The organism is Burkholderia metallica, from assembly GCF_001718555.1.
Classification (GTDB): domain Bacteria; phylum Pseudomonadota; class Gammaproteobacteria; order Burkholderiales; family Burkholderiaceae; genus Burkholderia; species Burkholderia metallica.
On the sequence record NZ_CP013401.1, the window covers coordinates 3,184,925 to 3,206,767 of the forward strand.

Genomic DNA, 21,843 nt, shown 5'->3' on the forward strand with positions numbered 1-21,843 from the left:
CAAACGCATCGCGCCATCCTCCCCGCCAAAGAAAAACGGCTTGCGACGTATCGCAAGCCGTTTTCGTTTTACCGCCCGGCCGACCCCGCATCGGGGATCGAGCCGGCTTCATCGCGTCAGGCCGGTTGCGCGGCGGCCCCGCCGCCCGACGGCGGCAAGCGTGCGCCGAGCTGCTCGGCATAACGCGCGGCCGCGTTGCCGCAGACGATGTGGAACGTATCGAGCGACACCCATGCGACGTCGAGCGCACCGAGACGATCGCGATCGACCGCCGACGGATCGCGCACCACCACCCGCAGGCGCGTGGTCGCCACTGCGTCGAGCGACACGACGTTCGTCGCGCCGCCGAACACCGCGAGCCAGCGCGTCGGCTCCGGATCGAGCGGGCCGGCGGCCGCGCCCGTGACGGGCTGCGCGGCAACGGCCGGCGCCGTCGATGCCGCGGCCGCCGCGCCGCTGCCGATCGCGGCACGCATTTCGTCGGCGATGATGTCGGCCTCGGGCCCGATGATCACCTGCACGCTGTTGCCGCCGCGCTTGAGCACGCCGCGCGCGCCGATCGACTTCAGTTCCGGCTCCGACACCTTCTCCGGATCGACGACGGTCAGGCGCAGGCGCGTCGTGCACGCGTCGACGACCGACAGGTTGCCTGCCCCGCCGAGTGCGGCGATGTAGCGTTGCGCGCGCGGTGCGGCGGCAACCGCGGCTGCGCCCGCGGCCGGTGCGACGAAGCCGCCCGATGCGTACGATTCCGTGGCCGCGTCGGCCGATGCCGGCTCACGTCCCGGCGTGGCCATGTTGAACTTGCGGATGAAGAAGCGGAACAGCCCGTAGTACGCGGCGCCGTACGCGATACCGAGCGGAATCGCGATCCAGCCCTTCGTCGACAGCCCGTAGTTCAGCACGTAGTCGATCGCACCGGCGGAGAACGTGAAGCCGAGCTTCACGCCGAGAATCTGGCAGATCGCGAGCGACAGCCCGGTCAGCACCGCGTGGATCACGTACAGCACCGGTGCGAGGAACATGAAGCTGAATTCGATCGGCTCGGTCACGCCGGTCAGGAACGACGTGAGCGCCATCGAGAACAGCAGGCCGCCGACCATCGCGCGGCGTTCCTTCGGCGCTTCGTGCAGCATCGCCAGACACGCGGCCGGCAGGCCGAACATCATGATCGGGAAGAAGCCGGCCATGAAGGTGCCCGCGGTCGGGTCGCCCGCGAAGAAGCGGTGCAGGTCGCCGTGCACGATCTCGCCGCCGGCCGGCGGCGTGAAATTGCCGAACACGAACCATGCGAGCGAGTTGATGATGTGGTGCAGGCCCGTGACGAGCAGCAGCCGGTTCAGGAAGCCGAACACGAACGCACCGATCGCGCCCGCGGTCGTCAGCCACTGGCCGGCCGCGTCGATCGCATGCTGGATCGGCTGCCAGACGTACCCGAACGCGATGCCGAGTATCACGCACACCAGCCCCGTGATGATCGGCACGAACCGTTTGCCGCCGAAGAACGCGAGGTAGTCCGGCAGCTTGATGTCTTTATAGCGGTTGTACAGCAGGCCCGCGACCACACCCGCGATGATCCCGGACAGCACGCCCATGTTCAGCTTGGGATCGATGTCCTTCATGATCGCGGTTTCGATCAGATAGCCGATCGCGCCCGCAAGCGCCGCCACGCCGTTGTTGTCCTTCGCGAAGCCGACCGCCACGCCGATCGCGAACAGGAGCGGCAGGTTGTCGAAGATCGCACCGCCGGCGTCGGCGATCATCTTGATGTTGAATACGTCCGGCTGACCGAGCCGCAGCAGGATGCCGGCGACCGGCAATACCGCGATCGGCAGCATCAGCGCCCGGCCCAGGCCCTGTATTTTCAGAAACGGATTCCCGTTCATTCAGTCCTCCAATCCTTGTCTCATCGTTAATCGTCGTTAATCGTCGTTGACCTAATTGCTTTCGTCGTGAAACCGGTCGCGAACCTGCCGTCGACGCTCAGTCGAGCGGCCAGACTTCGCGGCTTGCTGCCCTTACCGCCTGTGCCGAATCGAGCGCGAGCAGATCCTGCGCGCGCTGACGGCACAACTGGTAATCGAGACGGCGCACCCGCGCCTTGATGCCCGGCACCGATACGGGGTCGACCGACAGTTCGGTCACGCCGAGGCCCACCAGGATCGGCACCGCGAGCGGATCGCCGCCGAGCGCGCCGCACACGCCGACCCACTTGCCGTGCTTCGCGGCGCCGCGCACCGCGATGTCGATCAGGCGCAGCACGGCCGGATGCAGGCCGTCGGCTTGCGCGGCCAGATCGGCCTGGCAGCGGTCCATCGCGAGCGTGTACTGCGTCAGGTCGTTGGTGCCGATCGACAGGAAATCCGCGTGCTGCGCGAGCTGGTCGGCCAGCAGCGCGGCCGACGGCACCTCGATCATCACGCCGACCTCGATCGGCTCGGTACGGCCCTGCGCGCGTGCGAATTCGTCGATGCGCTTTTTCAGGCGCACGAGCTCGCCCGCGTCGGTGACCATCGGCAGCAGGATGCGCACCGCGCCGAACGGCTTCACCGCGAGCAGGCCCTGCAACTGATCGTCGAGCAGGTCGGGGCGCACCTGCGCGAGACGGATGCCGCGCAGGCCGAGCGCCGGGTTCGGTTCGGGCGGCAGCGTCAGGTAGTCGACTTCCTTGTCGGCGCCGACGTCGAGCGTGCGGATGATCGCGGTGCGGCCCTGCAGCGCGTCGACGATCGACTGGTAGCTCTGCTGGTGTTCGACAAGCGTCGGCGCGGCCTGGCGATGAATGAACATCAACTCGGTGCGCAGCAGGCCGACCGCGTCGGCGCCGTTGTCGACCGCGGTATGCGCGTCGTCGAGCGTCGCGATGTTCGCGGCGACCTCGATCGCGCGGCCGTCCACCGTCGCGGCGGCTTCACCCGCCAGCTGCCGGTTCGCCTCGCGCACGCCGTCCAGGCGCTGGCGCTCGTGCCGCGCGCGCTCGACGTCGAGTGCGGTCGGTGCGTGTTCGAGCCGGCCCGCGCTCGCATCGACGACGACCTGCGTGCCGTCCGGAATCGCGTACAGCGCATCGCCGACGGCGACCAGCGCCGGAATGCCGAGCTGGCGCGCAATGATCGCCGCATGCGACGTCGCGCCGCCGCGCGCCATCACGAGCGCGGTCACGCGCTGGCGATCGAGCGACGACAGGTCGGACGGCGTGAATTCCTCCGCCGCGAGCACCGCTTCGTCGGGCAGCGCACGGGCGGCGCCGTTCGTGTGGCCGAGTGCGCGCAGCACGCGCTTCTCGATGTCGCGCAGGTCGGCCGCGCGCTCGGCGAGCAGTGCATCGTCGAGCTTCGACAGCGTGTCGATCTGCGTGCGGATCGTCGCGCGCCAGGCGAAGCCCGCGCTCTTGCCGAGGCTGATCAGGTCGCGCGCCGCGTCGATCAGCGTCGGATCTTCGAGCAGCACGCGGTGCACCGCGAAGATGCCCGCCTCGCCGACCGCGCCGCGCGCCGATGCGTTGCGCACCGTTTCGTCGAGTTCGGCGTCGACGGCCTTCAGCGCCTGGTCGAGCCGGCGGCTTTCCGCGGCGGGCGTGCCGGCAGCCTGCTCGGGCGGCACGATTTCCGCATCGTCGAGACGCACCAGCGTGCCGACCGCGATGCCGGGCGCCGCGCACACGCCCGCGAGCGTGTTCGGGTCGATGGGGGCGCCGAGGTTGCGCGCGATCGTCTGCGGCGCCGGCGAGCTCAGTCGCGCCGGCTTTTCCTCGACTTCGCCGTGCGCTTCGCGCAGCAGCTCGTGCTCGACCGCGTCGACGGCCTGTTGCGCGTGCGCGCCGCGGCCGACCAGTTCGACCGTCGCGCCTTCACCCGCGCCGAGGCCGAGCAGGCCGACGACGCTCGCGATCGACGCCTTGCGGCCGTCGAACAGCACGTCGACGGTCGCGTCGAACCCGCGCACGGCTTCGCGCGCCCGCGCGGCCGGCCGCGCATGCAGGCCGCCCGGCTGCGCCAGCACGATTTCGCGGCGCACTTCGTTCTGCGCGGCCGCGCCCGTTTGCGCCGCCTGGGTGGCCGCTTCGCCCTTCCCGCGCAACGCGAGCAGCGGCGTCTCGCCGGCCGTCGCGAAACCGCTCGCGCGATCGACGACTTCGAATGCGTCCGAGTTCGCGATCGCGATCACCGACACGAGCGAATGCGCGCTGCGCGCCACCGCGTCCTGGTCGAACTCGATCAACAATGCACCGGCTTCGACGCGCGCGCCGGCCTCGACGTGCGCGACGAAGCCCTGCCCGTTCAGCTCGACGGTGTCGATGCCGATGTGCAGCAACACTTCCGCGCCTTGCGGCGTCGTGATCGTCACCGCATGGCCCGTGCGCGCGAGATGCGACACGACGCCCGCGCACGGCGCGACGAGCCGGCCCGCGAGCGGGTCGATGCCGATGCCGTCGCCGAACATCCCGCCGGAGAACACCGGATCGGGCACGTCGGCCAGTGCGACGATCGGCCCCGTCAACGGGCTAAGCAGAACGATCTGATCGGGGGTGGGGTTCTTCAACTGGGACTCCTCGGCGCGTCTCATCGGCTGTCTCGGCTATCAGTGCGTTTCGGTGACTTTGTTCAGGTGGCGCGGCGTGTCGGGATTGCGGCCGCGCGCGACGGCGAGATCCGCCGCCATCACGTAAAACGAAAGAATGGCGGCGATCGGGTCGAGCGCCGCATGGGCGGACTGCGCCAGCGGCAGCACGGTGCCCGATACGCCGGGCGTGCCGGCGGGCGCCGCGAGCAGCACGGCGGCGCCGCGTGCGCGCATGTCTTCGGCGAGCTGCAGCAGCCCGGCCTGCTCGGGCCCGGGCGGCGCGAACACGAGCAGCGGATAGTCGCGGTCGATCAGCTCCATCGGGCCGTGACGGACTTCGGCGCTCGAGAACGCCTCGGCCTGGATGCCGGACGTTTCCTTCAGCTTCAGCGCGGCTTCCTGCGCGATCGCCAGGCCGAGGCCGCGGCCGATCACGATCATCCGCTCGACGCCGGCCAGCGCCGCAACGGCGGGCGACCAGTCGAGCCGGCCGGCCTGCGCGAGCACGTCGGGCAGGCCGCGCAGCGCGGTCATCAGCGCGGCGTCGCGCTGCCAGTACGCGACGATCTGCGCGGACAGCGACAGCATCGCGATATAGCTCTTCGTCGCGGCCACCGACAGTTCGGGACCGGCGAGCAGCGGCAACTGGTGTTCGCACGCGTCGGCGAGCGGCGACGGCAGCACGTTCACGGCGGCGACGGTGCGCGCGCCGGCTTCGCGCAGCGCGGCCATCGTATTGACGAGATCGGGGCTCTTGCCCGACTGGGAGAACGCGATCGCGAGCTGGTCCTGCACCTTCAGCGGCGCCTGCTGCAGCGTCGCGACCGACATCGGCAGCGACGCGACCGGCACGCCGAGGCGGCTCATCGTCAGGCTCGCGAAATAGTTCGCGGCGTGATCCGAGCTGCCGCGCGCGACCGTCAGCGCGACGGCCGGCGGGTGATCGAGCAATTGGCCGGCGAGCGCTTCGACGCGCGTGGTGTCGGCAATCTGCGCGGCGACGACCTGAGCGGACTCGCGCGCTTCCTTAAGCATATTCGACAATCGATTCTCCTTCGACGTAGGTCGCGGTGAGGTTCAGGTCGCGATCGAACACCGCGAGGTCGGCCCATGCGCCGCGCTCGAGGCGGCCGCGATCGGCGATGCCGAGGTAGTCGGCCGCATAGCGCGACATCCGGTTCGACACGTCGGCGATCGGCAGGCCGAGCGACACGAGGTTGCGCAGCGCCTGGTCCATCGTCAGCGTGCTGCCGGCGAGCGTGCCGTCGGCGAGCCGCACGCCGCCGAGGCATTTGGTCACGTGCTGGCTGCCGAGCCGGTATTCGCCGTCGGGCATGCCGGTGGCGGACGTGCTGTCGGTCACGACGTACAGGCGCGGGATCGCGCGCAGTGCGGCGCGAATCGCACCCGGGTGCACGTGCAGCAGGTCGGGAATGATTTCCGCGTATTCGGCATGCGCGAGCGCCGCGCCCACGAGGCCCGGGTTGCGGTGATGCAGCGGCGACATCGCGTTGAATAGGTGCGTGAAACCGCATGCGCCGTGCTTGAGCGCGGCGACCGCGTCGTCGTAGGTCGCGAGCGAGTGGCCGAGCTGCACGCGCACGCCGCGCGCGGCCATCTCGCCGATGATCTCGATGTGGCCGGCGATTTCCGGCGCGAGCGTGACGACGCGGATCGGCGCGATCGACAGGTACTTCAGCACTTCGTCGAGCACGGCCGACACGGCCGCGTCGGGCTGCGCGCCGAGCTTGCCGGGATTGATGTACGGGCCTTCGAGGTGCACGCCGAGCACGCGCGCGCCACCCGGCGTACGCGTGCGTGCGACGGTGCCGAGATTCGCGACGACCTGCATCAGTTCGTCGCGCGGCGCGGTCATCGTCGTCGCGAGCAGGCTCGTCGTGCCGAACTGCGCGTGCGTGCGCGCGATCGTCTCGATCGCATCGCCGCCTTCCATCACGTCGGCGCCGCCGCCGCCGTGCACGTGCAGGTCGATGAAGCCGGGCAGGATGTAAGGTGCGTCGTTCTTCGCCGGATCGACGGGCTTGCCGTCGAGCGTCGTGATGCGGCCGTTCTCGCTATCGAGCGAACCGTGAATCCAGCCGTCGGGGGTAAGGATGTTTCCAGTCAGCATGACGTTCTCTTGATGATCTGGTGACGCGGGCAACCGCGTCGTGATGTGCCAATCCGTGTCGTCGCTTCACGCCGGTCGCGCAGGCAGCGCGCGTCAGCGTTTCAGTTCGGCGACGAAGTCGTAGTAATCGTCGCGGCAATACGTTTCACTCACTTCGATCGCGCGCTGGTCGGCGCCGTAGCCGATCCGCGTGATCACCAGCAGCGCCGAGCCCGGCTTCACCGCCATCCATTTCGCGATCGCGTGAGTCGCGTTCGCCGCGCGAAAGTGCTGCAGCGCGCGCACGACGGTCATCCCGCGCGCTTCGAGGTATTCGTACAGCGACGCGCCGAGCGCCTGCGGGTCGGGCACCACCGCGGCCGGCAGCGTCGAATGCTCGACGGCCATCACGATGCCGTCCGCGCGGCGCAGCCGTTCGAGCCGCGCCACCGTCGCGCCGGGCGCGAGGCCGAGATGCGTGATCTCGTCGCGGCTCGCGGCGCGCAGCGTGCGCGACAGCCACACCGAATCGGGCACGAAACCGCGCTGCCGCATCTTCGCGGTGAAGCCGACGAGACGCGACAGCGGATCGGCGACGCGCGGCGTGATGAAACTGCCCGCCCCGCGCGCCCGCTTGATCAATCCCTGCTCGACCAGCAGCGCGAGTGCGCGACGGGCCGTGATCCGCGACACGCCGACCGACACCGACAGCAGCCGCTCCGACGGCAGCGCTTCGCCCGCCTGCCACGCACCCGCATGGATCGCGCTCGCCAGATTGCGGGCGAGCTGCAGATAGAGCGGCGTGTCGCTGAGGGGATCGGGCGCCAGTTCGGGCCAGCCGGTTTCCATGTGCCTCCGGGTGTCGGACGACGATCGCAGACCGTCGAAAGTGAGGGCATTATATAACCACCATAATACCAGTCAATGAACTGGTATTAGCCACGTAGGAATCGCCGAAAGCCTTGCCAGGCAAGCGTTTTAGTGCCGACAAACCCTTTGTTTACAACGAAGTGCGAGGTAGGGATTTACCCGAAGTGGTATGCAAGGGGACAGTTCCCCTGCGCGTTGCGGCCGTGTTTTGGGCAGGAATATGAGACCGGAATAGAACCAGTTGAGCCAACTGGTATGCCCGGCAGCAGCACGCGCATCCGCGCGAGGCATCAGTGGAATTCGCGGCTCGACGTGCGCAGGCCGCCGAGCAGCGGCGTCAGATCCTCGAAATGCTGCACGACCAGGTGCCTCACGTCGCTCGCGACCTGCCACACGCCGGACGCCGCGAGCAGCCGCGAATCGAGGGTTTCGCGGCGCTGCCGCGCGAGCAGCTCGGGCCGCACGATCAGGTTCACGCAGCCCGTCTCGTCTTCCAGCGTCATGAACATCACGCCTTTCGCGGTGCCCGGCATCTGCCGCGCGGTCACGATCCCGCACGCGCGGGCGAGCCGGCCGTCGGGGCGGTCGTGCAGTTCGGCCGCGGACGACAGCCGCCGCGCGCGCAGCGCGGGCCGCAGCAGCGCGACGGGGTGGCGGTTCAACGTGAGACCGGTGGTGTGATAGTCGGCGAGGATGTCGTCGGCTTCCGACGGCGCGCCGAGCGCGGGCCGCTCCGCTTCGTCGATCGGCGCGACGGCCAGCAGGTCGCGCTCCGGCGCCGCGGCGACGGCCTGCCACAACGCATCGCGACGATGGCCAGCGAGCGTCGCGAGCGCGTTCGCGGCGGCGAGCGCTTCGAGATCGCGGCGTTCGAGCTGCGCGCGGCGCGCGAGCGTGTCGACGTCGTCGAACGGGCCGGCGGTGCGTGCAGCTTCGATGCGGCGTGCGGCGGCTTCGCCAAGGCCGCGCACGAGCGACAGGCCGAGCCGCACGGCCGGCTGGCCGTGTGGCGGCGGCTGGTCGGGCAGCGCTTCGAGCGCGGCTTCCCAGTTGCTGTGCGTGACGTCGATCGGCAACACCTGCACGCCGTGGCGCTTCGCATCCTGCACGAGTTGCGACGGCGGGTAGAAACCCATCGGCTGGCTGTTCAGCAACGCGGCAAGGAAGATTGCCGGTTCGTGGCATTTGAGCCAGCTGCTCGCGTACGCGAGTTTCGCGAAACTCGCCGCGTGGCTTTCGGGGAAGCCGTAATCGCCGAAGCCCTTGATCTGCTCGAAGATCTGTTCGGCGAATTCGGGCGGATAGTCGCGCTCGCGCATCCCGTCGACGATCTTACGATGATATTGCTCCAGATTGCCCTTGCGCTTCCATGCGGCCATCGCGCGACGCAGTTTATCCGCCTCGCCCGGTGTGAAGCCGGCCGCGATCATCGCGATCTGCATCACCTGCTCCTGGAAGATCGGTACGCCGTACGTCCGTTCGAGCGCGGGCTTCAGGTCCTCCTTCGGATAACTGACCTTTTCGATGCCCTGACGCCGTTTCAGATAAGGATGCACGGCCCCGCCCTGGATCGGCCCCGGCCGCACGATCGCCACCTCGATCACCAGATCGTAGTAAGTCCGCGGGCGCAGGCGCGGCAGCATCGACATCTGCGCGCGCGACTCGATCTGGAACACGCCGATCGTGTCGGCGCGACAGATCATGTCGTAGGTCGCTTCGTCGTTCTGCGGAATGTGCTTCAGCGTGAACGGCTTGCCATCCGGTAACGGCGGCCCGCGCCACGCGGTACGCATGTCGAATGCGCGATGCAGCGCCGACAGCATGCCGAGCGCGAGCACGTCGACCTTCATCAGCCCGAGTGCTTCGAGATCGTCCTTGTCCCACTGGATCACGCGCCGCCCGTCCATTGCGGCGTTCTCGACGGGCACGAGCCGTGTGAGCTTGCCGCGGCTGATCACGAAGCCGCCCGAGTGCTGCGACAGGTGGCGCGGGAAATTGAGCAATCGCCCCGCCAGTTCGGCCCAGGTGCGAATCAGCGGCGTTGCGGGATCGAGCCCGGTCGACGCGAATTGCTGCAGCAGATCGCGGCTACCGTCGAACCAGCGATGCCCTTTCGCGACGCGATCGATCAGCATCGGATCGACGCCGAGCGCCTTGCCGGTTTCGCGCAGTACGCCGCGCGGGCGGTAAGTCGATACGGCGGCCGCGATGGCCGCGCGATCCTTGCCGTATTTCCTGTAGATATGCTGAATGACCTCTTCCCGGCGCTGGTGCTCAAAGTCGACGTCGATGTCGGGCGGCTCGCCGCGTTCCTCGCTGATGAAGCGCTCGAACAGCATCGTGCTCTGCTCGGGTTTCACCTCGGTGATACCCAGGCAGTAGCAGACGACCGAGTTCGCCGCCGAGCCTCGTCCCTGGCACAGGATGTTCTGGCTGCGCGCGTATTTGACGATGTCGTAGACGGTCAGGAAAAACGGCTCGTACTCCAGTTTCGCGATCAGGCCAAGTTCATACCTGATCTGCTTTGCCACTTTGTCCGGCACACCATTCCAATAACGTCGAGCGACCCCGGCCCACGTCTCCTGCTTCAGGTAACTGGTCGGCGTATGTCCGCGCGGCACGAGTTCAAGCGGATATTCATACTTCAACTCGTCGAGAGAGAAACCGCACGCATCGAGCATCGCGCACGTCTGCGCGATCTCGTCCGGCGCGAACAACAGTCCGATCCGCTGCCGCAAACGCAGATGCTGTTCCGCATTCGGCGCCAGCGCATAGCCGCATTCCGAAACCGACATCCCGATGCGAATCGCCGTCATCACGTCCTGCAACGGCTTGCATGAGCGCCTATGCATCGTCACGTCGCCGAGCGCGACGATGGGCACGCCGCGCCGTTTGCCGGCCGCACGAATCTCGTCGCGCTGCACACCATCCAGCGCGCGCTGCAGTTGCACGAGTCCGAGCCGTGCCCGCTCGCCGAAGGTCGCGCGAAACCACGCGACCTGCGCATCGAGTACATCGGCACGCACCGGATACGTGGGCACGAGAATCGCGAAGCAGTCGGACATGCCGCGCAAGTGCGCAAACTCGGCAGGCGGTGCCGACAGCATCCGCGACGTCAGCTTGTAAGTGCCCTTCGGCGCCTCCATCCGCCGCCACGAAATCAGCTCGGACAGGTTGCCGTAGCCCTCGCGGTTTTGCGCGAGCAGCACGAGCCCGAACGCGCCGGGGCCCGGATCGTGGCCGGGCGCGACCTCATCCGGCGTGACTTCGAAATACGACCCGATGACGAGCGGCAACCCTTTCGCCTTCGCCGCGACATGCATGCGCGGCGCGCCGGCGAGCGAGCATTCGTCGGTGATCGCGATCCCGCGATAACCGAGTTCGGCCGCACGCTCGACCAGTTCCTCCGCATGCGACGCGCCATGCAGGAACGAAAAGTTCGAACGGCAGAACAACTCCGCGTAATCGGGCAGCCAGCTGAATTCCGCAACCATCGCCACTCACCCGAACAGGCCGTGCAGGAACCAGCGCGGCTCGGCCTCGCTCCCTGCCCGCTCCTTGAACACCCAGTAGCACGCACCGGCCTCGTCCTGCGCGACGCAGTAATCGCGCGCCGCGAACTGATCGTCGAACCACCCGGCCTCGATCCGCTCCACCGACGACATCATCCTGAGCGGCGTATGAAAGACCGGCCGGTTCTCACGCATCAGCAACGGCAGCGGCTCGTCCAGCAGCCACGCGGGCCTCGGTGGCACCGCCGGCGGCCCGGCCGCCGGCTTGCCGGCCTGCGCATCGAGCGGCAGCCAGCGGTTCGCGGCCTCGGGCCGGTGATCGGCAACGGGTGCCGCGCGCAGCACGTTGTCCGCGCCGAGCCGCGCGACCAGCAGCTCGAACAGCCGCGCGCGCGTCTCGCGCGTGCCGCCCGGCTCGGGAAAGAGATCCTCGGCCGGCGGCGCAACCGATTCGACGCGCGTGGCTTGCAGACGCACCGCGATCACCGCGGCCGGCAACTCGACGCGCGCGAGCCGCTCGCCGAGCAGCCGCATGAAGTGCGCGTCGTCGCGCACGGGCGCGGCGAACGCGAGTTCGAGCGGCGTCGGCGGCACGGCCTGGCGGCCGCGCTCGTGCTCGAGATCGAACGTCATCGCGGCCAGCGACAGTTGCCGCGCGGCCAGCCAGCCGCACAGCTGCGCGACGAGCCGCCGCGCGGCGAACAGCACGGCTTCCGCGTATTCGACGCGCTCCGGCAATTCGAGCCGCACATCGAACACGGGCGGCACCGCCATCCATGCAAGCGGCTCGACCGCATCGCCGTACGCACGATCGAGCGCGGCCAGCAGCGCGGGACCGCAGCGGCGCTGCAGCCCCGCGCGCGGCAGGCCGCGCAGATCGGCGAGCGTGCGGCAACCGAGGCCGTCGAACCAGCCCGCATACGGGCGCGCATCGGGCAGCAGCACGCACGGCAGCCTGTCGAGCGAACGGACGAGCGAAGCCGGCCTCGCGATGCGGCGCCGGATGCGCGCCCGGGCCGACGTGCGCGCGAGCAGCCACGCGCCGCGCCCGGTCGGCGCGGCGGACAGGCGCGCCGCATAGCCGAGCGCCGCGAGCGTCGCGCGCACCTGGCGGCACAGCGACGGCAACCCGCCGAACAGCCGCAGGCTCGGGCCGACGTCAACGATCAGCGTGGCTTCGTCGTCGAGCGCGACGCACGGCGAAAAGCGCAGCAACGCGAGCGCGACCGCGCGCAGCGCATCGGCCTCGCGGGCGGGATCGCGTTCGACGAGCTGCGTGTGCGGGGCGAGCGTGAGCACGCCGCCGCGCTTCATGCCCGCGCGCACGCCCTGCCGGTGCGCGGCCGCGTCGGCGATCAGCACGACACCCTGCTCGAGCACCGCCCGGCCGGCGCCGCCAGCCTCGCCGTCAGACGGAGGCGCGACGCACACGTCGAGCGGCAGGCGCGGCAGATGGATGCCGAGCAAGACGCGCATAGCGGCTCTCCACGATGGGCGACGGCAGGTCGAGCACGAGCGGCTCGCTGCGTGCGGGGCCGCGCCGCTTGACGATGTCGAGCGACACGCCGCCCGGCACCGGGTACAGCGCGACGCGCAGCACGGCCGGCGACGGTTGGCGCTCGGCCGACAGCGGGCGCAGCATCACGAACAGCGTGTCGCCCGTGCGCGCGGCCGCGAGATGCAGCCGCCGCAGCGCGTCGGGCCGCGCGTCCTGCCACAGCAGCAGCGCGCCGCAGCAGCCGGTCTTGAGCGCCTGCTCGGCGGCCCACAGCGCATCCGTGCGGGTGCCGGCGCGCAGCCACAGCAGCGCGTCGGCCGGCACGCCGAGACTGGCGAGCGCGGTTGCATGCGGCGCTTGCGGCGGCGCGACGAGCGCGAGCGGACGCCGGGCGCTGACGGTGCGGGCAAGCGCGGGGGCGAGCAGCCGCATCTCGCCGCAGCCCGGCTGCGCGGCCAGCAGTTCGACGAGCCCGCCGACCGGCCAGCCGCCGCCCGGCAACTCGGCCGACAGCGGCGCGAAACCGGTCTCGATCGTGCGCGGACCGCCGCGCGCGAGCTGCGAGCCGCGCCAGAGCGATGGATGAAGGGATTCGGGAGAAATGGAGGATGCGAGCATGACGCCACCCACAACTGTATGGATATACAGTATATGGCAATGTGTGCACGTCGCACAGTCCTGGTACGAAACCGCTCTTTCGTCAGATCAAAGACCGGTGAAAAGCCGGCGAACTCACTCTGTTACGGCGCGTCGTTCCCGGCCTCGCCGGATCGCGCGGGCGAATGCCCGCCACGCCTTTGCGGCGCCGGGGCGACCCACGTGAACCGGATCGCGCAACCGGGCCGGATCGTGCCGAGCGGCCAGCCGGCACGATGCGCACATCGCACACCGCGCCGGCCCGCCCGCCGCCGTCAGCCGAGCAGCAACGCGTCGTCGTCGAGCTGCTCGTGACGCACCTTCTCGAACATCTGCAGCAGATCCGGCACGTCGAGCCCCTTGCGCGCGTCGCCCGACACGTCGAGCACGACCTGCCCCTGGTGCAGCATCACCGTGCGCTCGCCGTAATCGAGCGCCTGCCGCATGCTGTGCGTGACCATCATCGTCGTCAGCTTGCCCTCGGCGACGATGCGCGCGGTCAGTTCCAGCACGAACGCAGCCGTCTTCGGGTCGAGCGCGGCCGTATGCTCGTCGAGCAGCAGGATCCGCGACGGCCGCAGCGACGCCATCAGCAGGCTCACCGCCTGCCGCTGGCCGCCCGACAGCAGCCCGATCCGGTCGGTCAGACGGTTTTCGAGGCCGAGGTTCAGCAGCCGCAGCTTGTCGCGGAACAGCTCGCGCGACGGCCGGTCGAGCGCGGCACGAAAGCCGCGCCGCGCACCGCGCGCCATCGCGAGCGCCATGTTCTCCTCGATCGTCAGCGCCTCGCAGGTGCCGGCCATCGGATCCTGGAACACGCGCGCGACGAGGTGCGCGCGATCCCACGCGGCCTTGCGCGTGACGTCCGTGCCGTCGATCGCGATGCGCCCCGAATCGACGCGCTGGTCGCCGCTGACCGCATTGAGGAAGGTCGACTTGCCGGCGCCGTTCGAGCCGATCACCGCGACGAACTGGCCGTCGGGAATGTCGAGCGACAACCCGCGCAGCGCGCGCGTCTCGATCGGCGTGCCGGGATTGAACGTGAGTTTGAGATCGTGTGCGGACAGCATGTCAGGCCCCTCCGTTCTTGCGCGCAAACAGCTTCTTGCGCGTCGCCGGCAGCACAAGCGCGATCGTGACGAGCGCGGCCGTCACGAGGTTCAGATCCTGCGCCTTCAGACCGATGAATTCGCTGTTCAGCGCGAGCGCGATGAAGAAGCGGTAGACGATCGCGCCGAGCACGACGGCGAGCGTCGTCAGCACGAGCCGGCGCGCGGGCAGCAGCGTCTCGCCGATGATCACGGCGGCCAGCCCGATCACGATCGTGCCGATCCCCATCGAGATGTCCGCGCCGCCCTGCGTCTGCGCGAACAACGCGCCGGCGAGCGCGACGAGCGCATTCGACAGCGCCATCCCGGCGAGCGTCGCGCGGCCCGTCGCGATGCCCTGCGCGCGTGCCATCCGCGGGTTCGCGCCGGTCGCGCGCATCGCGAGGCCGAGCTGCGACGAGAAGAACCAGTCGAGGCCGAGCTTCGCGACCACGACGACGATCGCGAGCAGCGCCGGGCGCAGCACGTAGTCGGGCATCCAGTCGGGCTGCAGCACGGTGAAGAGGGTGGGCTCGGTGATGAGCGGCACGTTCGGCCGGCCCATGATCCGCAGGTTCACCGAGTAGAGCGCGATCATCATCAGGATACTGGCGAGCAGATCCATGATCTTCAGGCGCACGTTGAGCCAGCCGGTGATGAAGCCGGCCACCGCGCCCGCGACGATCGCGATGCAGGTCGAGCTGAACGGGTCGTAGCCGGCCGAGATCAGCGTCGCGGCGACGGCGCCGCCGAGCGGAAAGCTGCCGTCGACGGTGAGGTCGGGGAAGTTGAGGATGCGAAACGAGATCAGCACCCCGAGGGCGACGAGGCTGAAGATCAGGCCGATCTCCAGTGCGCCCAGAAACGAGAACAGAGACATGATGGGGAAATCCTGTTGCTTCCCGGCCTCACGTGTACGGCCGGGCGAAGCGAACGGGCGGCCCCGGGTGGGAGCCGCCCGTCCGGCGGTGTCGTTCGGGCCCGGATCGGGCCCGCAAGCGCGGCGGTCGGACCGCTTACATGCTTACTTGATGACCGTCTTCGCGTCCTTGAGCAGATCCGGTGACAGCGTGACGCCCTGCTTCGCGGCCGCGCCCGTGTTCGCGAACAATTCGAGGTTGCTGCTCGTCTCCGACGCGATCGCGCCCGGCTTCTCGCCCTTCAGGATGCGCGCGACGACCTTGCCCGTCTGGCGGCCGAGGTCGCCGTAGTTGATGCCGAGCGCCGCGATGCCGCCGCGCTTCACGCTGTCGGTGTCGCCGGCGACGAGCGGGATCTTCGCTTCGTTCGCGACCTTCACGAGCGCTTCGTACGCGGACACGACGTTGTTGTCGGTGTTCGTGTAGATCACGTCGACCTTGCCGATCAGGCTCTTCGCGGCCGGGCCGATGTCGACGGTACGCGGCGCGGCCGCTTCCTTCAGCGTCATCCCCTGCTTCGCGAGAATCTCCTTGAGCTCCTTCACGACGACGACCGAGTTCGCCTCGCCCGGGTTGTAGACCATGCCGACCGTCTTCGCATTCGGCACGACGCGCTTGATCAGCGCGACCTGGCGATCGAGCGGCAGCTTGTCGGATACGCCCGTCACGTTGGTGCCCGACGGGCCCCAGCCCTTCACGAGCTGCGCGGCGACCGGATCGGTCACGCCCGAATAGACGACCGGCACGCTCTTCGTCGACGCGACCACCGCCTGCGCGGCCGGCGTCGCGATCGCGACGATCACGTCGGGCTGGTCGCCGACGAACTTGCGCGCGATCTGCGCGGCCGTGCCCGTGTTGCCCTGCGCGCTCTGGTATTCCCACTTGAGCTTGTCGTCGCCGTAGCCTTGCGCCTTCAGTTCGGCGCGCACGCCGTCGCGGATCGCGTCGAGCGCGGGGTGATCGACGATCGACAGCACCTTGACGGTCTGTGCGTGCGCGGCGCCGGCCAGCGCGAGCGCGGCCACGCCGGCCGTGATCGAACGGATCGCGAAAGTCTTGAAACGCTTCATGGGTGTGTCTCCCCCGTATTGTGTCGGTTCTGGATGATGGATTCCCGCCGCCGTCGGACGGGCGCCGCCGCGCGTACGCGACGCGACGATCGGCCCGCGCACGCCCCGGGAAAGGGTGAGGCGGCGAACGCACGAGGATACCATTTCCACAGACCACCGCCTGACTTCCAGCTTTCGCGCGACGCGCCGGGCGCAGCCTCCCCGAATCGTCGCGAATGCGTCCAAAGCCCCGCCGGTGGCGGCACCGGCCCGAGCCGGCCAACGCGTCGGCCGCGCTCGCGACTTTACGCTATGCTGTCGGCCGACCCAATCCATCGGAGGGCAGATGAAACGGGGGATCCGAGCCGTCGCAATCGTCGCTGCCGCGCTGGCGCTGCCGGGCGCGGCGTTCGCACTGACCGACGGCAACGCGCAATACGACGACTGCATGCTCAATGCGCTGCGCGAAAGCCGCAACGGCGCGGCGGCCCAGTTGATCCAGCGCTCGTGCGATGCGCTGTACCGCAACAACGCGATGCTGCTGCCGCGCGAGCGGCGCTTTCACGAGTGCGTCGTGCAGTCGCTGCCCGGCGTGCGCGACAACTACGCGATCCAGCAGATCATGTCGATCTGCTCGCGGCGCGGCGAGATGTGAGCGGGGCTGAACGCGCCACACGAAAAAAAGGCCTGCACACGTGCAGGCCTTCGTTCGATCATCCGATCGCGTTCAGAACGACGCGACCATCGAGCCCTTGAACTGCTTCTTGATGAATTCCTTCACTTCCGGCGACTGGTACGCCTTGACCAGCTTCTTCACCCACGGCTGATCCTTGTCCTTCGCACGCACCGCGATCAGGTTCGCATACGGGCTCGTCAGCGACTCGAGCGCGATCGCGTCCTTGGTCGGCTGCAGGTTCGCGGCCAGCGCGTAGTTCGTGTTGATCACGGCCGCGTCGACGTCCGACAGCACGCGTGGCAGTTGCGCGGCGTCGAGTTCGGAGATCTTCAGCTTCTTCGGGTTGTCGGCGATGTCGAGCACCGTCGCGTTGTTGCCGCCCGTGCCGGCGCCCGCCTTCAGCTTGATCACGCCTTGCGTCTGCAGCAGCAGCAGCGCGCGATTCTCGTTCGACGGATCGTTCGGCACCGCGAGCTTCGCGCCTTGCGGCAGGTCCTTCAGCGCCTTGAACTTCTTCGAGTACACGCCGATCGGCGAGATGTAGGTCAGGCCCGCGCTGACGATCTTGTAGCCGCGCTGCTTCACCTGGCTGTCGAGGTAGGGCTGGTGCTGGAAGCTGTTCGCGTCGAGGTCGCCCGAATCGAGCGCCGCGTTCGGCTGCACGTAGTCGTTGAACTCGATGACCTTCACGTTCAGGCCTTCCTTCTCCTTCGCGACCTTCTGCACGAGCTGCCACACTTCCGAATCCGGGCCGGCCACGGTGCCGACCTTGATCACCTTGTCTTCGGCATGCGCGCCTGCCGACAGCGTCAGCGCTGCACCGGTGGCCAGCACGGAAAATACCTTCAGGAGACTGCGACGCTTCATCTGTTTCTCGCTTTCTTGCTTGACTGAAATGGGGCGCGATACGGGTATGCCCCGACTCGCAGGAAGGGCCAAATGGTGTCACAGGATCGGCGGGAAGTGAAATACATCCCGCTCATATGGGTATGCACCCCAGCGGTGCCGGCGAAGGCCGGACGACTCGGCCGTTAGTTGCGTTTGTGCGAGCCGCGCCCAAGGCGGTCGCCCCTTACGCCAACGCGCGGCCGGCGTGCGCCCCGGCGGCGCCGAACGCGGGGTCGCCCGCCTGCCCGCCGGCCCCGCGCGATGACAGGCCGTCGGCATCGCCGACCCGGAACGCGCCGACCGCATCGTGCAGCCGCGCGGCCTGCTCCTGCAGCGACGCGGCCGCCGCCGCGGCTTCCTCGACGAGCGCCGCGTTCTGCTGCGTCACCTGGTCCATCTGCGTGACCGCGCGCCCGACCTGCGTGATGCCGCTCGCCTGCTCCTCGGACGCCGCCGCGATCTCGCCCATGATGTCGGTCACGCGCGCGACCGCCTGCAGGATCTCGCCCATCGTCGTGCCGGCCTGGCCGACCAGCGTCGAGCCGTTGCGCACGCGCTCGACCGAGTCGACGATCAGCGCGCGGATCTCCTTCGAAGCCGTCGCACTGCGCTGCGCGAGCGAGCGCACCTCGCCCGCGACCACCGCGAAGCCGCGGCCCTGCTCGCCGGCGCGCGCGGCTTCGACCGCCGCATTCAGCGCGAGGATGTTGGTCTGGAACGCGATGCCCTCGATCACGCCGATGATGTCGGCGATCTTGCGCGAGCTGTCGTCGATCTCGCCCATCGTGCCGATCACGCGGTTCACGACGTCGCTCCCCGTGCGCGCGATCTCCGATGCGCTGTTCGCAAGCCCGCTCGCCTGCCGTGCGTTGTCGGCGTTCTGCTTCACGGTCGCGGTCAGCTGTTCCATGCTCGCGGCGGTTTCTTCCAGCGACGCGGCCTGCTCCTCGGTGCGCTGCGACAGGTCGTCGTTGCCGGCCGAGATCTGGCGGCTCGCCGACGCGATCGAGCCGGCCGACTGGCGAATCCCGCCGATCGTCGCCTGCAGCCGTACCTGCATGTCGTGCATCGCCGCCATCATGCTCGTGCGGTCGCCCGCGCGGACGGGCACCGGCTGCGTCAGGTCGCCCTGCGCGATGCGCGTCGCGAGCGCGGCCGCTTGGTCGGGCTCGCCGCCGAGGCTGCCGCGCACGTTGCGGATGATCACCAGCATCGCCGCGCTGATCGCGAAGCCGATCACGAACACCACCGCGAGGTGGCCGAGCAGCGTCCGGTAGTAGATAGTGTCGATGTCCTTCAGGAACACGCCGCTCGAGATGTTCCAGTCCCACGGCGCGAAACGCGTGACGTAGCTGATCTTCGGCACGGCGGTCTCGCTGTGCGGCAGGCGCCCGCGGTATTCGGCGAAGCCGCTGCCGGTTTCCTTCGCGGCGTTCAGGATCGTGACGAACAGCGGCTTGCCGTCCGGGTCGAGATAGTCGCCGACCTGCGTGCCGACCAGCTTGGGCAGCGTCGGATGCATCAGCACGACCGGCTTCGAATCCATCACGAACACGTAGCCCGAATCGCCGTAGCGCATCGCGGCCAGGCTCGCGAGCGCGTCGCGCTTCGCGTCGGCCTCCGGCAACGTGCCGTTCTGCGCGAGCGCGTGATACGCATTCACGATGCCGGCCGCCGAGTCGACGAGATTCGCGATGCCGGCCTTGCGTTCAGCGAGCATCGTCGCGCGCGTCTCGTATGCGCTCCACGCGCCGACGCCCAGGAGACCGATCCATACCAGCGCAAGCGCGAGCCACAGCTTGCGGTTCAAACTCATTCTGCTCATCTGCGTGCCCTTGTCGATGTCGATGCGCACGGTGCGCGCGAACGGCCTGCCGCGCGCAAACGCTTGCCCATTCATTTACGGCACCGAGGCTTACAACTTGAATACGCGCGATCGCGGCGAACCGGCCATCGACGCCCCCTCCCGCCGCGTGCCGGCGCGACAGCCCGCATCCGCTGTGCTACAAAGACCGGCCGACCGGCGCGCGACGCGCCGGCATCATTCCAGGGCCATCCATGTACGTCATCGACATCCACTACACCGCGTCGCTCGAGCGCATCGACGACGCGCTCGAACGCCACCGCGCGTTTCTGCAGCCGCAGTTCGACAAGGGCATCTTCATCGCGGCGGGGCCGAAAGTGCCGCGCGAAGGCGGCGTGATCCTCGCGGCCCGCATCGACCGCGACGAACTCGACGCGATCCTCGAGACCGATCCGTTCGTCACCGAGGGGCTCGCCACCTATCGCGTGACGGAATTCCGGATCACGCGCGCCGCTTCCGGCTTCAACGTGCCGGCGCTGCCGTAACGGCGCACCGGCGCATCACGCGCGCATGCCGACGCGCCGCCGGGCAGGCAGGCAGCGCATGCGGATGATGTGGGAAAAGAAACGTGACGGCGCGGGACGGCCGTCACGGGGTCGCCGGGCGGAGTGCCCGGCGGCGGCCGGTCAGTCGACCAGCAGCTTCAGGTCGTGAACCCACGGGCCGGGCCCCTGGCCGTCGCGCACGAACAGGCGCAGCTTGCCGTCGCGGTCGAACACGTAGCTCGCGGCCGTGTGATCCATCGTGTAGCTGCCGGGCGTCTTGCCGGGCACCTTCGCGTAGTACACGCGGAAATCCTTCGTGACCTTCTTGAGCTGCGCTTCGTCGGCCGGCCGCAGGCCGATGAACGACGGATCGAACGCGGGCACGTACTGGCCGAGCAGCGCCGGCGTGTCACGCTCCGGGTCGACGGTGACGAACAGCACCTGCACGCGCTTCGCGGCATCGGGCCCGAGCTGCTTCAGCGCTTCGGACAGCTCGGCCATCGTGGTCGGGCACACGTCCGGGCAGTGCGTATAGCCGAAGAACATCACGACGGCACGGCCCTTGAAGTCGGCGAGCGTGCGCACCTTGCCGGTCGTGTCGGGCAGCGAGAAGTCGTTGCCGAACTGCGTGTTGCCGGTGATGTCGAGATTCTGGAATTTCGGCGCGTTGTCGCATCCGGCGAGCAGCAGCGCTGCCGTGACTGCGCAGGCGAGCATCCAGCCTTGGCGCGCGCGGCGCCCGAACCGTGATTGGAGCATTGCGTTCAAACCGTGCGGTTACACGCCGAGCAGCGGGCGTGCATAGTGATCGACGAGCAGCGCGGCGAACAGCAGCGACAGGTAGACGATCGAGTAGCGGAAAGCCTTGCGGGCGAGTTCGTCCGAATAGTCGCGGTGGATCTTCCACGCATACGCGAGGAACACCGCGCCGAGCAGCACCGCGCTCGTCAGGTAGACGGCCCCGCTCATTCCGGAGATGAACGGCATCAGCGTCACGGCGAACAGGATCACCGTATACAGCAGGATGTGCAGCCGCGTGAATTTCTCGCCATGCGTGACGGGCAGCATCGGCAGCCCCGCGTTCTCGTAATCCTTGCGGCGATACAGCGCGAGCACCCAGAAATGCGGCGGCGTCCACACGAAGATGATCAGCACGAGAATCCACGCATCGCCCGGCACCGCGCCGGTGACCGCGGCCCAGCCGAGCGCCGGCGGCATCGCGCCCGACGCGCCGCCGATCACGATGTTCTGCGGCGTCATCGGCTTGAGCAGCAGCGTGTAGATCACCGCGTAGCCGACGAAGGTGGCGATCGTCAGCCACATCGTCAGCGGGTTCGTGAACGTGTAGAGCGTCCATGCGCCGACGCTGCCGAGCACGGCCGAGAACAGCAGGATCTGCGGCGTGGTGATCTCGCCGCGCGCGGACGGGCGCCACGCGGTACGGCGCATCATCGCGTCGATCTTCTGTTCGACGAGGCAGTTGATCGCGAACGCGGCGCCGGCCAGCAGCCAGATGCCGATCGTGCCGCCGATCAGCACGTGCCACGGCACCATGCCCGGCGTCGCGAGGAACATGCCGATCACCGCGCAGAACACCGCGAGCTGCGTGACACGCGGCTTCGTCAGCGCCATGTACTGCGAAAACCGGCTACCGGGCGATTGGGAGAGGGTGCTTTGCATGGGG

At 68.8% G+C, this 21,843-nt stretch carries 17 protein-coding genes; 2 read left to right on the forward strand and 15 right to left on the reverse strand.

The window, feature by feature from the left end:
- Positions 1-116 precede the first annotated feature (116 nt).
- From nagE to WJ16_RS14440, 11 genes are all read right to left on the reverse strand, one after another.
- A complete protein-coding gene (gene nagE / locus WJ16_RS14390; protein ID WP_069257627.1) occupies positions 117-1,886 on the reverse strand; it encodes an N-acetylglucosamine-specific PTS transporter subunit IIBC in 1,770 nt (589 codons plus the stop codon).
- Positions 1,887-1,983: 97 nt separating this feature from the next.
- A complete protein-coding gene (gene ptsP / locus WJ16_RS14395) occupies positions 1,984-4,566 on the reverse strand; it encodes a phosphoenolpyruvate--protein phosphotransferase (protein WP_069257628.1) in 2,583 nt (860 codons plus the stop codon).
- A gap of 15 nt (positions 4,567-4,581) precedes the next feature.
- Positions 4,582-5,598 (reverse strand): SIS domain-containing protein, encoded by a 1,017-nt coding sequence (locus WJ16_RS14400; protein WP_069257629.1) that lies wholly within the window; start codon positions 5,596-5,598, stop codon positions 4,582-4,584.
- Complete coding sequence (gene nagA, locus WJ16_RS14405) at positions 5,591-6,694, reverse strand: N-acetylglucosamine-6-phosphate deacetylase (protein ID WP_069257630.1); 1,104 nt, start codon at positions 6,692-6,694, stop codon at positions 5,591-5,593. Before nagA ends, WJ16_RS14400 begins: the two co-directional genes overlap by 8 nt.
- Before the next feature lie 93 nt (positions 6,695-6,787).
- The gene (locus WJ16_RS14410; RefSeq protein WP_069257631.1) at positions 6,788-7,522 is read right to left on the reverse strand and encodes a GntR family transcriptional regulator; all 735 of its coding nucleotides are present in this window, start codon (positions 7,520-7,522) and stop codon (positions 6,788-6,790) included.
- A 311-nt stretch (positions 7,523-7,833) separates the two neighbouring features.
- On the reverse strand, positions 7,834-11,037 hold the full coding sequence (locus WJ16_RS14415) for an error-prone DNA polymerase (protein ID WP_069258075.1): 3,204 nt from the start codon (positions 11,035-11,037) through the stop codon (positions 7,834-7,836).
- A 6-nt stretch (positions 11,038-11,043) separates the two neighbouring features.
- On the reverse strand, positions 11,044-12,531 hold the full coding sequence (locus tag WJ16_RS14420) for a Y-family DNA polymerase (protein ID WP_069257632.1): 1,488 nt from the start codon (positions 12,529-12,531) through the stop codon (positions 11,044-11,046).
- Entirely contained in the window at positions 12,464-13,171 is a 708-nt protein-coding gene (imuA, locus tag WJ16_RS14425) for a translesion DNA synthesis-associated protein ImuA (protein WP_069257633.1), read from the reverse strand. The genes WJ16_RS14420 and imuA overlap by 68 nt, the downstream gene beginning before the upstream one ends.
- 293 nt (positions 13,172-13,464) lie before the next feature.
- Positions 13,465-14,259, reverse strand: a complete 795-nt coding sequence (locus WJ16_RS14430; RefSeq protein ID WP_069257634.1) for an ABC transporter ATP-binding protein — start codon at positions 14,257-14,259, stop codon at positions 13,465-13,467.
- Position 14,260: 1 nt separating this feature from the next.
- On the reverse strand, positions 14,261-15,157 hold the full coding sequence (locus WJ16_RS14435; RefSeq protein WP_069257635.1) for an ABC transporter permease: 897 nt from the start codon (positions 15,155-15,157) through the stop codon (positions 14,261-14,263).
- 144 nt (positions 15,158-15,301) lie between these two features.
- Complete coding sequence (locus WJ16_RS14440) at positions 15,302-16,267, reverse strand: ABC transporter substrate-binding protein (RefSeq protein ID WP_069257636.1); 966 nt, start codon at positions 16,265-16,267, stop codon at positions 15,302-15,304.
- A gap of 325 nt (positions 16,268-16,592) precedes the next feature.
- On the opposite strand from WJ16_RS14440, the gene WJ16_RS14445 reads away from it, so the two are divergent.
- On the forward strand, positions 16,593-16,901 hold the full coding sequence (locus WJ16_RS14445) for a VF_A0006 family four-cysteine protein (protein WP_069257637.1): 309 nt from the start codon (positions 16,593-16,595) through the stop codon (positions 16,899-16,901).
- Between the two features lie 72 nt (positions 16,902-16,973).
- Here WJ16_RS14445 and WJ16_RS14450 read toward each other — a convergent pair whose 3' ends face one another.
- A complete protein-coding gene (locus tag WJ16_RS14450; RefSeq protein ID WP_069257638.1) occupies positions 16,974-17,789 on the reverse strand; it encodes a MetQ/NlpA family ABC transporter substrate-binding protein in 816 nt (271 codons plus the stop codon).
- Positions 17,790-17,994: 205 nt separating this feature from the next.
- Positions 17,995-19,635 carry a methyl-accepting chemotaxis protein gene (locus WJ16_RS14455; protein ID WP_069258076.1) on the reverse strand — a complete coding sequence of 547 codons (1,641 nt, stop codon included), beginning with the start codon at positions 19,633-19,635 and terminating at the stop codon, positions 17,995-17,997.
- Between the two features lie 233 nt (positions 19,636-19,868).
- Between WJ16_RS14455 and WJ16_RS14460 the strand changes: the two genes are divergently transcribed.
- Positions 19,869-20,159, forward strand: coding sequence for a YciI family protein (locus WJ16_RS14460; protein ID WP_069257639.1), 291 nt, complete (start codon positions 19,869-19,871; stop codon positions 20,157-20,159).
- Between the two features lie 141 nt (positions 20,160-20,300).
- Here the strand turns inward: WJ16_RS14460 and WJ16_RS14465 are convergent, their stop codons facing one another.
- Positions 20,301-20,918, reverse strand: a complete 618-nt coding sequence (locus WJ16_RS14465) for an SCO family protein (protein ID WP_069257640.1) — start codon at positions 20,916-20,918, stop codon at positions 20,301-20,303.
- Between the two features lie 18 nt (positions 20,919-20,936).
- Entirely contained in the window at positions 20,937-21,839 is a 903-nt protein-coding gene (gene cyoE, locus WJ16_RS14470) for a heme o synthase (protein WP_034189234.1), read from the reverse strand.
- Positions 21,840-21,843 lie beyond the last annotated feature (4 nt).